The following is a 10,777-nucleotide window of genomic DNA, read 5'->3' on the forward strand; positions in this document are numbered from 1 at the left end:
CCCAGGATGAATTGGCTGGGCTGAAATCTCAGCCGTGTATCACTTTGCCTTCCCCCGACTTACTGCTACAAAAAATCCCTCTTCCGATCCGCCAAAACTAACTATTTCAGTCCCGTTTAATCCGGTTTCGTGTACCACCTTAGGTGCACCCTAAAAGCACTGGATAAACGTTCATATCAGACCTAATGTGTCCTCAAATGGGCTCTACCGAGGACCAACCATGACCACCACAGCCAAGCCACGCGGCCCGCAATCGAAGCCAACCAAGGCAGAGATCTCCGCAGCCTGGGCACGCCTTCGCGCAGCCGCACAACAAGGCAATGTCGAGGCGAACGCATTACTGATTGCCCTGGCAGAAAACAAACCCGCAATCACGATGGGGGCAGGACTTGCACGCGCCGGATAAGCCGCCAGTGGAGCGGGCAGACAAGGGCCAGTTCAAGAAGGGCCACTCCGGCAACCCTGGTGGGCGCTCTGGGCAGACTCAGGCCATCCGGGCAAAGCTTTCTGAAGGGGCCGATGCGGTAACCAAGAAGGTGCTGGCAGCAGCCAAGAAGGGAGATATGCAGGCTTGTCGCCTGATCCTCGAGCGCCTGGTCCCACCGATCAAACCAACTGCCGAGACGGTGCGCTTTGAGTTGGACGATTCCGACCTGCCTAGCGCAGCCAAATCGATCCTTCGCGCTGTTGCAGCGGGCGAGCTTCCACCAGACCAGGGCAAAGCCCTGATCGAGGGGTTAGGTGCCGTCGCACGAGTGATCGAAGTTGCCGAGCTGCAAAAGGCAGTCGAAGAACTCCGCGAAAAAATGGAGGGAATGCAGCAATGAGCATCAAGTCATTAAAAGCGGAACTGCAGCGCATCGCTCAGAAGATCGGCGCAGCAGATGAGACGGTGGTGCTGATCGTGCTGGCGGTCATTCGAGCAAACGTTAGCGAGCTGAAGACAGAAGCGGACTTTCCGAAAACCGCAGGGCATCACGTGGACTACCGGATTCAAGGGCGGAATGTCTCCCTGTTCTTCCCCTTCGCAGAGATGGATAGCGACCAGTGCGAGCAAATGGCCAAGGCCATCATCGTCCACACACGCCAGGTTGAACGCGCCGGCCGGAACCCTCAGGTCGGCATTCTGGAAATGCGGGTATCTCCCGTTGAGGGAGCCTGGATCGTCACTTGGCCACCTGAAGGCGTAACGGTTGAACAACACGCCGCCGAGCAATACCGCCTGATCGTTGAAGCACGCAATGAACATCCGTAGCCAGGTCGAAAAACTGCGCCGGCAGACCGCGAAAAACCCGTTCAACGAGGACGTGAAGCAAATCAGCGATCTGATCGACGAATTGAGCGCGAATGCTGCCGGCTCCGAGTTACCCCACAGAAATCAAACACTGCAAGACATTCTGGACGAATACCAGTCCTCAACCGCGGTCGAGCCCGGCCGCCACCTGAAGGAATCATCATGAAAATTGGAAAGCGCAACAATCTCAAGGTCGGTTCGGCAAGCGTCCACTACACCGAGTACGACCATATCTCCGTGGAGTCGCGCACCTTCTCGATTCTCAACCAAAGCGGGGCCAAGGCTACCTGGCAGGCTGGCTCCCTTTTCCGTCCGCTCCGCGAGCTGCAAACCCTGGCTTTGGAATGCTTCAAGGATGTTGGAAATGACATCGTGAAGATTCGTGCGAATACGGACTACAACCCCTCTGCCATCGAGCGCCTGAGCAAGGAAAAAATTGATCAGGTTACTGAGGCGCTGGTGCCGGCAATCAAGTCAGTTACTCAGAATATGCTCACCCTTTCAGAGACTGTGAAGCGCGGATTCGCACCTGTTTCCCCGCGCAGCAATACGGATGTCGTTGGCTTCCTGGCTGACCAGGAGCTACGCACGATGGTGCGTGGTTTGCCTCCGGAGGATCGACGCTCTTTGGTGGCGGCGTCTCGCCAGGGAGCTCACCCAGAAATTGTCGAGGCGATTCTCCGTGCACACCCAATGCTCTCCGGGCTCAGCTCAGAGTCGGCCAGCAGCCTAGAGCGAGCGGGCATCGCCGCTTCTCGTGCCGAAGATCTGGAAGCCCTGCGGCAAATGTTGAAGCTGTATGACGACGTGATGACCACCACGGCCCAGGCATGCATAGGACTGTGCGGAATGGTGGATAACACCAATGGTTACAAGCTGCGATTTGAGAAGTGGCGCCAGGGCTGCGACGGCTCTGAGCTGCTGCGCGATTGGCTCGGCAACCTTCCCTCTCGTGCTCACTCCACGAAAAAAGAATCAGCCAAACCTGGGGATGATGAGCCGGCAGATGCAGACGACGAAGATTCCGCCAACAACGACAAGGCAGCCTAGAAACAACTAGCGCTCGACCTTTTTAAATTCAGAACATCTAGAGGCTCACTTATGAGCCTCGCAGCACCGAGGGCCACCTGATGACAGTGTCAGACCAATTTGCAGAAGCCTGCAAAACGACAAATCTCGAGCGAGTGGGCAAGCCAGATCGGCATATTGCCTACTCGGTACGCATTGTCAGTCTTGGCCAAGCTCACGAAGTGGACGGCCCATTCTTCACTGAAGCTGAGGCAGCAATCGTCGCGGGTTATCTGAAAAGCTCGTGCCGAAGCGCGAAGGTTGAATCCTGCGGCTACCAGGACCACCCCACCATAACCCCGAAATTGATCTTGGATTGCCAGGCCAGCCGTGCTCGGCTGGCACAACAACTAGTAGACAATCAAAAGGCTAAAGCTAAATGAGCGCTCATGCTGAAAAGATGCAGACCGTTTTGGTTTATGGCCAGCTCGCAAAAATCACAGGACGGCGTGAGCATCAAGTGGCCACCAGCGCCGGTTGGCGGGACATCATGGGTTACTTCAAACAGTTTGCGGGCTTTGAGCAATTCATGATCGAGAGTGCCAGCAAAGGGCTGACATTCGCGGTCTTCAACGGCAAGGAAAACATAAGCCAAGACGACTTGCTGAAGCCCACTGGCAAAGGAGTGATTCGCATATCACCGGTCATTGCGGGCTCTAAACGAGCTGGCTTGCTGCAAACTATTGTCGGCGCAGTGCTCGTCGTCGTAGGGCTTGTTTACCAGCCTCTGCTGCCCGTAGGTCTTGCCATGCTAGCCGGCGGCGTTATTCAGATGCTCAGCCCTCAAGCCAAGGGGCTGGGCACCCAGGACGCACCCAACAACCGGCCCAGCTACAGCTTCAACGGCGCCGTGAACACCAGCGTCCAGGGCAACCCTGTCCCGCTTCTATACGGCCGGATGATTGTCGGCAGCTCGGTGATCAGCGCCGGGATCTACTCAGAGGATCAGATGTAGTAACCGGCGATGCAAAGCCGCAGTTCAAATCTGAAGATGAACCACTTGCACCGGATTTACTAGCCACCGCGAACATCACTCTTAGCACAAGCTGCTCAAGCTCGCAGTAGAGCCAAGCTTCGGGACGCGGGTATGGCCGATCGGTTCTATTGCATCGGCGGTGACGAGAATGGCTGCGATCTGTACTGGCCAGAGAGACGGCAATCATAGTATTCGCTGGCGAGATGCAGAAATATCGGATATCCAGCCCCGGAGCGGTACAAACATCCGCCCCGGCGCCATCTGACACGCCGGAAGGTTGCTAACTACTTAGTGTATCAATCCCACTTCTCAAGCCGGCTTTACAGCTTTCAACGCGTCTATCAGCGCTTTCAAATGTTCAGGATCAAAAGGACTACTGACTGTATGCGCTTCAGTTGTCCGGCCAAAATAACTTGATGTGAGCCCAGTGCGGATCGCCACCTTGCTCTCCTCTGGCAGGAGTTCAATAAATGGACCGATCGACGCAAGCTCTAGCTCTGTCTGCCTGGCTCTATCGGCATTGGAACGATGCCGGGCTGATTCTCGAGCGGTATATATCGCTGGTGAGGTTATAGCAATTGCGTAGAACAAACGGATTAGCACCGAAATTGCTGTGTCCTGCGAAAAAGGCTCATGCCAAAACTTTATAAACGTAGCAATCGCAATACCGATACCTGCCCCAAAAATCAACACGGTCGCCCATCGCCAGAAATTTGCGCTCTTCGCTTCAGCGGTTGCAATCCGCTGATAATTGCCCGTCACGCCGATATTGCCGACCACTTGCACAATCCTAGCTGCGTCATCTCGCAACACGCCAATCTCCGCGAGAGTTTTTAAGGCAACATCTGCCTCAAGCTCCATTTCCTTTTTGTGCGATTTCTGCTGTTCTGCAAGCGCTGTTTCGAAAGCGAGTTGACGAGCACCTTCCGTCTGAGCGAATGATTGTTCGAGCCTCGCTACTGCAGCAGCACTCTCGGCCCGCTCGCGCGCCGCAGTCTCATTTGCATCATCAAGCTTTTGTACAAGAACGTTACTTTGCTCAATTGCCTCTTCAAACTTTTTCGCAAGCAGATCTCGTTGTTCGGATAGCTGTTGAATAGTCGCCTGTGAGAAGTCAGTTATGGATTTTAAAAGGGTTGGAAATACTGTTCTTCCGACAGGGACTAAAGGTGGCGTCAACGCCCAGAAGTAAGGCATCACGTTCTGCTCAATTTGTGATGCTGCGTTTATCAGGTGCTGAGCATTACCGTTACCGACGAAATGCGTCATCTCTGAAAAAGGCGCCTTGAGGTTCGCGTTGATTGAGGCTAAGCCTGCAACGCTGGCAAGCTCTGCTGGCGTCGTTTCCAAGAGACCCTCCAGGGTTTGAAGGACTGCGAATATCTTGTCCCGAGCAAAGGTGAACGATTCATTCCCTGAGACGGCCTCGGCCGAAAACTCCTTTCTTTTTTGCATATCCAGCATTTGCTGCAAGGTCGCTCGAAGTGGATTCTCTTGAAAGGCGGAGGCCGTCATGGTGTCACAATCCTTGTTGTTACAAATGGAAGTGCTTTCTCCCTTGAAGCTACTGTTTCGCCATCACACTGTCTATATCCCAAATGGGTATGCCTAGGCTGATACAGGCTGATTCCACCTTTCCCAGCCTTTTTACTTGATATGTGACACCCAAAATGCAACATTATTAGGACAACACCCTAACTGATACAGGTTGCATTATGTTCATCCGCGCTTACCTTCGAGCCTCAACCGACGAGCAAGATGCTGGACGCGCTCGCACAGCTCTCGAGAAGTTTGCCAGCGACCAGAACAAAGTCATTGCCTGCGAGTACCTGGAGAACGCCAGCGGAGCGACCGCAGATCGGCCTGAGCTGCTGCGCCTGCTCAAGGATGCCCGCAAGGGTGATGTGTTGCTGGTGGAATCAATAGACCGCCTCTCACGCCTTCCTGTGGAGGATTGGCAGAAGCTCAAGACTGCTATCGACTCCAAAGGGCTGCGCATCGTCGCGCTCGATCTGCCGACCAGTCACCAGGGGATGCAGGACACCAAGGGTGACGAGTTCACAGGGCGAATGCTGGGCGCTATCAACTCTATGCTGGTGGAAATGATGGCCGCCATTGCCCGTAAAGATTACGAGCAGCGACGTGAACGCCAGGCCCAAGGAATCGAGAAGGCCAAGGCCGCCGGCAAGTATCAGGGACGCCCCGTCAACGCCGATCTACATAAGCGTGTCACCGAACTACTCGGAGCCGGCCTCGGCATTCGGGCAACAGCCCGGCACGCCAACTGTTCGACCACCACCGTGCTCCGCATTAGAGATATGACCGCAATTGCAAAGTAGTGGCCAAGCCGCTTAACGTATCTTTCGGCACTCTCCGCCGAAACGAAAAGGGAATTCCAATTGGCCGACTACATCGACAAAAGCATAATTTGCCAAGCATATCTCCATATTGATCCGGTTCCAGAAAACCTTGACGAGGCAGCACTGAAAACGCAGCTGGAATCATTTCTGGGCGTGAGAGCGGAGTTTTTTCTCTACAAAGAAGTCGGTACAGACGTTGAGCTCAAGGAGGGGTCGCTCAAAATCTATCTGACCATTTTAGGAACCCTTTTTGCCGGCATATCCCAGTACCCTTCATTTAGACAGGGTGTGGAAATGCTTGCCGTAGACTCGAAGCGGGTATCCGAATATGCGATATCCGAGAGTTTGTTCCTCACAAAATCTCGCCACGATTGCGTGCTGCGTACGGAAGCCAGAACCGGCGTATGCGGGACGTTGAAAAAAATTGCCGACGAAATCGACTATATCAAGCGAGAGTCTGGGAAGGCTGATCCCAGTCGATTGATAGCCCGGATGGAAGAGCTGAAGAAAGACATTTTCATATTTAAGGACAATGTGACCGATCCAGCGGACAAGGCCTGGGTCTTCCCTCAGCTAAAACAGTATGCAGATGAGCAACTGCCGAAGCGTGCTGTGCCCAAGAAGGATGAACTGGTGAGCCCGGAAATAGCGGCTGCTTACACGCGAGAAAGGGGCCTGCTGATGCGGTCAATGAATTTGGAAAACTAGATAGCTCGGGGCAGCTAAAGTGGCCGAATCCACGCCCCAATGCACCCACCCTGCACCCATGGGAATATTGTAGTAAGGAGCTAAATCGCTGGAGGCATTGAATTATATGGTGTCCCAGGGCAGGTTCGAACTGCCAACCTTCCCCTTAGGAGGGGGATGCTCTATCCAATTGAGCTACTGAGACAAAACGGCAAGCGCCTGATATTTCATGGCGCGTGGGACGGCGTGCATGTTAACGGCCAAGGCCGCATTTGTCATGTTATCCATAGGGCTTTTTGCACGAGCCGTCAGGAGCGCTCCGCTCGCTCATGGCCTCGTCGTGCACATTGCATCACTGCAAAAAGCCATCATTGCAAAATGCAATTCAACAATCCCCAGAATCCATCTCAAGTTATTGTTTTTAAAGAGTTTATCTGCAGTTAAACTCTTGGCACGCAGGCTGCTTTATCAGTGGGTAAAACACTGCGGAGATGACGCCCATGAACAGTGCCCTGTTTCTCTTGAATGCGATCGCCATTGCCGTACTAGTGGCCTTTCACTTTCAACCTGTAGACAACGCTGACCCTACCGGACTGTCTACCGCTCGTTACAACCAGCACCCGGTACCGCAGCTGGCAGTCATGAACACCCAGGTCGAGCCTCGCAGAGTGGCTCGGGTCACCCAGGAAAAGAGCCCGCAGCAACTCGCCGCCACGCCAACCGAACGCTGGATTTTTTAAGACCAAGACTTCAGGAGTCTCCGATGTCCACCGCAGCCAAAAGCCTGCTTATTCTGACGTTAATCAGCGCTATCGCCGCCTTGCTGCTGCCTGAAGCCCCCTTGGGCAAAGCTGCTCTGATCATCTGCGGCTCAATGTTCAGCCTATTCCTTTTGGCGCTGCTGGCCGGGCGCAAGATCAAGTTCGACCCGATACTGCGCTGATCCCGTGCTCGCTCAGTATGGCCAGCAGATGTTCCAGGGTTGTCGTCAACTCACAGGAATTGTCTAGGCGCACAACCTGCTCGTCATCCAGCCAGGCAGAGGAGGCAAACTGTTCGTTGCGCTGTAGGCGACGCTCTATCTCCGGCAGGTTTTCCCTGCCTCTACGCAGCAGGCGACGGCGCAATACCTCGGTATCGACCATCAGAACTATCGGAACTAAATCAGGATAACGTTCCCGTGCCTGTGGCAAATGGCCTCTAGAGCCGTTGATCAATACATTCCGCCCCTGCGCCAACCAAGTATCGATTTGCACGGGAATGCCATAACCCAGACCATTAGCTCGCCAAAACAAGGCAAAATCGCCCCGGGCCACCCGCCGCTCGAACTCCTCGACAGTGACCTCTTGCGCCTCCTCACCCACCGACTCGGCCGAGCGCGTGATCACCCTTCTTACAACCTCACATCCCAATGCACTTAAAGGCTGCCTGGCCGCATCAATCAGGCTATCCTTGCCGGCCCCTGAAGGCCCCATCAAATAAATCAGTCTACCCGGCATGGGCTGCCGCTCCGGACAGCACAACTAGTAAATCGGCCATTTGCCACTATCCTCTAACAGGTAGGGATTACGCTTTCATCCGCATAGCATGCACCTTCACAAGTGCACTGACACTCCCGTCGGATGGGAGAATGCGGCCAACAACGCGGGCCCGGTGATCTTTTCAAACCAGTCCGCATTTCTGATAATTGGTGCTGGCATAACGCCTTTATCCAGTTCAATATTTGTCACAGAATTGACGCCAAGGATCTGGCAATTTTGAGGCATGATGCGGGCCTCTTAACAATTCAGGTTGAACATTTGGCAATCAGGCTTGTCCTAAAAGACAGCTCGCGGCCAATTCCGAGAACCGCTCCCCTGAACTAACCGGTTAAATATATGCGCCCATTGAAACAGGCAATTTATTCCAGCCGTACGGCTGACAAGTTCGTCGTACGTCTACCCGACGGGATGCGTGAACGCATTGCCGAGGTGGCTCGCAATCATCACCGCAGCATGAACTCCGAAATCATCGCGCGCCTGGAGCAGAGTCTTATTCAGGAAGGTGCCTTGGGTGAAGAGTTGAGCATGCGTCTGGACAGCCCTGAGCTGTCCTTGCATGAACGCGAACTGCTTCAACGCTTCCGCCAACTTTCACATCGCCAGCAGAACGCTTTGGTTTCGCTGATCGCCCATGACGCCGAAATGGCCGCAGACGCCAACTGATTTCACCCTGAAAGCTCAAGCCAGCCTAGTTGCTGGCTTTTTTTTGCCTGCGATAAAAGCAACGAAGCGCCATAAAGGCGCTTCGCGAATAAACCGATGTGCAAGGCTGGCTCAGAGCAGGAAGATCGTCGCCAAACCAAGGAAGATGAAGAAGCCGCCGCTGTCGGTCATGGCAGTAATCATTACGCTGGCGCCCATTGCCGGGTCACGCCCCAAGCGCGCCAGTGTCATGGGGATCAGGACCCCCATCAGGGCTGCCAACAGCAGGTTCAAGGTCATCGCGGCGGTCATCACCACTCCCAACGACCAACTTCCGTAAAGCATGTAAGCGACAACTCCGATCACTCCTCCCCAGACCAGACCATTGATCAGGGCTACAGCCAGCTCCTTGCGCATCAGGCGTGAAGTATTGCCGGTACTCACCTGGTCCAGGGCCATGGCCCGGACAATCATGGTGATGGTCTGATTACCCGAATTGCCGCCGATACCGGCAACAATCGGCATCAAGGCCGCCAGGGCTACCAGCTTTTCGATAGAGCCTTCGAACAGGCCAATCACTCGGGATGCGACGAACGCCGTGATCAGATTGATTGCCAGCCAGGCCCAACGGTTACGAAGGGACTTCCAGACCGAGGCGAAGATATCCTCCTCTTCCCGCAGACCGGCCATATTGAGGACTTCGGTCTCGCTTTCCTCACGAATCAGGTCGACCATTTCGTCAATGGTCAAACGGCCAATCAGCTTGTCGTTCTTGTCGACCACCGGAGCCGAGATCAAGTCATAACGCTCAAATGCCTGAGCCGCATCGTAGGCATCTTCATCCGGATGAAAGCTCACCGGGTCGCTGGCCATGACTTCCGCGACCTGCTTGTCTGGATCATTGACCAGCAGGCGCTTGATCGGCAGCACCCCCTTGAGCACGCCGTCGTAATCCACCACAAACAGCTTGTCGGTATGGCCCGGCAGCTCCTTGAGACGACGCAGGTAGCGCAGAACCACTTCAAGACTGACGTCCTCTCGAATCGTCACCATCTCGAAGTCCATCAGCGCACCGACCTGCTCCTCGTCATAGGACAACGCGGAGCGAACGCGTTCACGCTGCTGGCCGTCAAGGGCCTCCATCAACTCATGGACTACGTCTCGCGGCAGCTCGGGAGCCAAGTCAGCAAGTTCGTCGGCGTCCATCTCCTTGGCAGCAGCCAGGAGCTCGTGATCGTCCATGTCGGCGATCAGGGTTTCACGCACGGAGTCGGATACTTCGAGAAGAATGTCGCCGTCACGCTCGGCCTTGACCAACTGCCAGACGGTCAGGCGCTCTTCCAGAGGCAAGGCTTCAAGGATATAGGCAACGTCGGCAGAGTGCAGATCATCGAGCTTGCGCTGCAATTCGACGAGGTTTTGCCGATGGACCAGGTTCTCGACCCGATCGTGATGGTGACCTTCCTGACGGTGTGTCAGGTCTTCAACCACCCGCTGGCGCTGCAGCAGCTCAACGACTTGAGCGAGGCGGTCTTGCAGGCTTTCCTGCGTTTTCTTTACTTCTACTTCGGTCATAGGCGAACTCCACTCCCAGCAGAGGAGCACGCCGGAAGGATCAATCAGTCAGTTCATGATTGTGAAAACGGGATACTGAGTAACTACTGGGTAAGTCCATGGAGGTATTCCACAAGCCCCGGCGGGGCTGACGGGCACAATGATACACCGCTTGGCAGTTTTAAATGTTAAAAAATCGCGGCAAGAACAAGCGCTTGCGGCATAAACCTGAGTAGCGTCCGAATCTATGAGATTGCGACGCCCCGGCAGAAAAAGAAAACACACACGCAGAGAAAAAAGTTCGGCGACAGACAGGGCATTCGACTTCCGAAGATCAAAGCTGTTCCAGCCGGACGAGCAAAAAGAGCGACAAATAAAACGCAGAAAGCAAAAAGCCCGCATCTTTCGATGCGGGCTTTCTGATGTATGGTGCACTCGACAGGATTCGAACCTGTGACCGCTCGGTTCGTAGCCGAGTACTCTATCCAGCTGAGCTACGAGTGCATTTTGTGTTTTTAGACCAGACCACAACTGGTTGAAGCCAAGTTAACTACATTACTGCAACTAACTCTTAAATGGTGCACTCGACAGGATTCGAACCTGTGACCGCTCGGTTCGTAGCCGAGTACTCTATCCAGCTGAGCTACGAGTGCAT

Annotated in this window: 15 protein-coding genes and 3 tRNA genes; 12 read left to right on the forward strand and 6 right to left on the reverse strand. The window is 54.4% G+C overall.

Features of this window, described 5'->3' with window-relative positions; genetic code table 11:
• Positions 1–220 precede the first annotated feature (220 nt).
• From PQT43_RS07245 to PQT43_RS07275, 7 genes are all read left to right on the forward strand, one after another.
• Positions 221–406 (forward strand): hypothetical protein, encoded by a 186-nt coding sequence (locus PQT43_RS07245; RefSeq protein WP_108545388.1) that lies wholly within the window; start codon positions 221–223, stop codon positions 404–406.
• Positions 390–827: a DUF5681 domain-containing protein gene (locus PQT43_RS07250; RefSeq protein WP_219737507.1), complete on the forward strand. Its 438-nt coding sequence runs from the start codon at positions 390–392 to the stop codon at positions 825–827. The genes PQT43_RS07245 and PQT43_RS07250 overlap by 17 nt, the downstream gene beginning before the upstream one ends.
• Positions 824–1,255 carry a hypothetical protein gene (locus PQT43_RS07255; protein ID WP_207239714.1) on the forward strand — a complete coding sequence of 144 codons (432 nt, stop codon included), beginning with the start codon at positions 824–826 and terminating at the stop codon, positions 1,253–1,255. Before PQT43_RS07250 ends, PQT43_RS07255 begins: the two co-directional genes overlap by 4 nt.
• Complete coding sequence (locus PQT43_RS07260; protein WP_108545385.1) at positions 1,242–1,460, forward strand: hypothetical protein; 219 nt, start codon at positions 1,242–1,244, stop codon at positions 1,458–1,460. The genes PQT43_RS07255 and PQT43_RS07260 overlap by 14 nt, the downstream gene beginning before the upstream one ends.
• Positions 1,457–2,344 (forward strand): hypothetical protein, encoded by an 888-nt coding sequence (locus PQT43_RS07265; RefSeq protein ID WP_272753649.1) that lies wholly within the window; start codon positions 1,457–1,459, stop codon positions 2,342–2,344. Before PQT43_RS07260 ends, PQT43_RS07265 begins: the two co-directional genes overlap by 4 nt.
• 80 nt (positions 2,345–2,424) lie before the next feature.
• Entirely contained in the window at positions 2,425–2,745 is a 321-nt protein-coding gene (locus tag PQT43_RS07270) for a hypothetical protein (RefSeq protein ID WP_207239712.1), read from the forward strand.
• Positions 2,742–3,317 (forward strand): tail assembly protein, encoded by a 576-nt coding sequence (locus PQT43_RS07275; protein WP_272753650.1) that lies wholly within the window; start codon positions 2,742–2,744, stop codon positions 3,315–3,317. Before PQT43_RS07270 ends, PQT43_RS07275 begins: the two co-directional genes overlap by 4 nt.
• Before the next feature lie 330 nt (positions 3,318–3,647).
• On the opposite strand, the gene PQT43_RS07280 is transcribed toward PQT43_RS07275, so the two are convergent.
• The gene (locus PQT43_RS07280) at positions 3,648–4,853 is read right to left on the reverse strand and encodes a hypothetical protein (protein WP_272753651.1); all 1,206 of its coding nucleotides are present in this window, start codon (positions 4,851–4,853) and stop codon (positions 3,648–3,650) included.
• A 200-nt stretch (positions 4,854–5,053) separates the two neighbouring features.
• On the opposite strand from PQT43_RS07280, the gene PQT43_RS07285 reads away from it, so the two are divergent.
• Positions 5,054–5,677 (forward strand): recombinase family protein, encoded by a 624-nt coding sequence (locus PQT43_RS07285; protein ID WP_272753652.1) that lies wholly within the window; start codon positions 5,054–5,056, stop codon positions 5,675–5,677.
• A 60-nt stretch (positions 5,678–5,737) separates the two neighbouring features.
• A complete protein-coding gene (locus tag PQT43_RS07290; protein WP_235759763.1) occupies positions 5,738–6,406 on the forward strand; it encodes a hypothetical protein in 669 nt (222 codons plus the stop codon).
• 107 nt (positions 6,407–6,513) lie between these two features.
• Here PQT43_RS07290 and PQT43_RS07295 read toward each other — a convergent pair.
• Positions 6,514–6,590 (reverse strand) — tRNA-Arg (locus PQT43_RS07295).
• A gap of 295 nt (positions 6,591–6,885) precedes the next feature.
• Here PQT43_RS07295 and PQT43_RS07300 point away from each other — a divergent pair.
• Both PQT43_RS07300 and PQT43_RS07305 read left to right on the forward strand, forming a co-directional pair.
• A complete protein-coding gene (locus PQT43_RS07300; RefSeq protein WP_110651456.1) occupies positions 6,886–7,125 on the forward strand; it encodes a hypothetical protein in 240 nt (79 codons plus the stop codon).
• Positions 7,126–7,148: 23 nt separating this feature from the next.
• Complete coding sequence (locus PQT43_RS07305; protein ID WP_102860694.1) at positions 7,149–7,328, forward strand: PA3371 family protein; 180 nt, start codon at positions 7,149–7,151, stop codon at positions 7,326–7,328.
• Here the strand turns inward: PQT43_RS07305 and phnN are convergent.
• The gene (gene phnN / locus PQT43_RS07310; RefSeq protein ID WP_267268754.1) at positions 7,303–7,884 is read right to left on the reverse strand and encodes a phosphonate metabolism protein/1,5-bisphosphokinase (PRPP-forming) PhnN; all 582 of its coding nucleotides are present in this window, start codon (positions 7,882–7,884) and stop codon (positions 7,303–7,305) included. The two genes, PQT43_RS07305 and phnN, sit on opposite strands and share 26 nt — an antisense overlap.
• 378 nt (positions 7,885–8,262) lie before the next feature.
• On the opposite strand from phnN, the gene PQT43_RS07315 reads away from it, so the two are divergent.
• Positions 8,263–8,589, forward strand: coding sequence for an Arc family DNA-binding protein (locus PQT43_RS07315; RefSeq protein WP_016968184.1), 327 nt, complete (start codon positions 8,263–8,265; stop codon positions 8,587–8,589).
• 111 nt (positions 8,590–8,700) lie between these two features.
• On the opposite strand, the gene mgtE is transcribed toward PQT43_RS07315, so the two are convergent.
• From mgtE to PQT43_RS07330, 3 genes are all read right to left on the reverse strand, one after another.
• The gene (mgtE, locus tag PQT43_RS07320) at positions 8,701–10,143 is read right to left on the reverse strand and encodes a magnesium transporter (RefSeq protein WP_102860692.1); all 1,443 of its coding nucleotides are present in this window, start codon (positions 10,141–10,143) and stop codon (positions 8,701–8,703) included.
• Positions 10,144–10,549: 406 nt separating this feature from the next.
• A tRNA-Arg gene (locus PQT43_RS07325) sits at positions 10,550–10,626 on the reverse strand.
• Positions 10,627–10,698: 72 nt separating this feature from the next.
• Positions 10,699–10,775 (reverse strand) — tRNA-Arg (locus PQT43_RS07330).
• Between the last annotated feature and the right edge of the window lie 2 nt (positions 10,776–10,777).

Source organism: Pseudomonas sp. BLCC-B112, from assembly GCF_028550695.1.
Taxonomy (GTDB): Bacteria; Pseudomonadota; Gammaproteobacteria; order Pseudomonadales; family Pseudomonadaceae; genus Aquipseudomonas; species Aquipseudomonas danubii.

Excerpts from the sequence above, each read along its gene's own strand:
- phnN (WP_267268754.1), bottom strand. The coding sequence starts at position 7,884 with ATGCCGGGTAGACTGATTTATTTGATGGGGCCTTCAGGGGCCGGCAAG.
- PQT43_RS07265 (WP_272753649.1), top strand. The coding sequence starts at position 1,457 with ATGAAAATTGGAAAGCGCAACAATCTCAAGGTCGGTTCGGCAAGCGTC.
- PQT43_RS07245 (WP_108545388.1), top strand. The coding sequence starts at position 221 with ATGACCACCACAGCCAAGCCACGCGGCCCGCAATCGAAGCCAACCAAG.
- PQT43_RS07275 (WP_272753650.1), top strand. The coding sequence starts at position 2,742 with ATGAGCGCTCATGCTGAAAAGATGCAGACCGTTTTGGTTTATGGCCAG.
- PQT43_RS07315 (WP_016968184.1), top strand. The coding sequence starts at position 8,263 with ATGCGCCCATTGAAACAGGCAATTTATTCCAGCCGTACGGCTGACAAG.
- PQT43_RS07305 (WP_102860694.1), top strand. The coding sequence starts at position 7,149 with ATGTCCACCGCAGCCAAAAGCCTGCTTATTCTGACGTTAATCAGCGCT.
- PQT43_RS07255 (WP_207239714.1), top strand. The coding sequence starts at position 824 with ATGAGCATCAAGTCATTAAAAGCGGAACTGCAGCGCATCGCTCAGAAG.
- PQT43_RS07285 (WP_272753652.1), top strand. The coding sequence starts at position 5,054 with ATGTTCATCCGCGCTTACCTTCGAGCCTCAACCGACGAGCAAGATGCT.
- PQT43_RS07270 (WP_207239712.1), top strand. The coding sequence starts at position 2,425 with ATGACAGTGTCAGACCAATTTGCAGAAGCCTGCAAAACGACAAATCTC.
- PQT43_RS07300 (WP_110651456.1), top strand. The coding sequence starts at position 6,886 with ATGAACAGTGCCCTGTTTCTCTTGAATGCGATCGCCATTGCCGTACTA.
- mgtE (WP_102860692.1), bottom strand. The coding sequence starts at position 10,143 with ATGACCGAAGTAGAAGTAAAGAAAACGCAGGAAAGCCTGCAAGACCGC.
- PQT43_RS07260 (WP_108545385.1), top strand. The coding sequence starts at position 1,242 with ATGAACATCCGTAGCCAGGTCGAAAAACTGCGCCGGCAGACCGCGAAA.
- PQT43_RS07280 (WP_272753651.1), bottom strand. The coding sequence starts at position 4,853 with ATGACGGCCTCCGCCTTTCAAGAGAATCCACTTCGAGCGACCTTGCAG.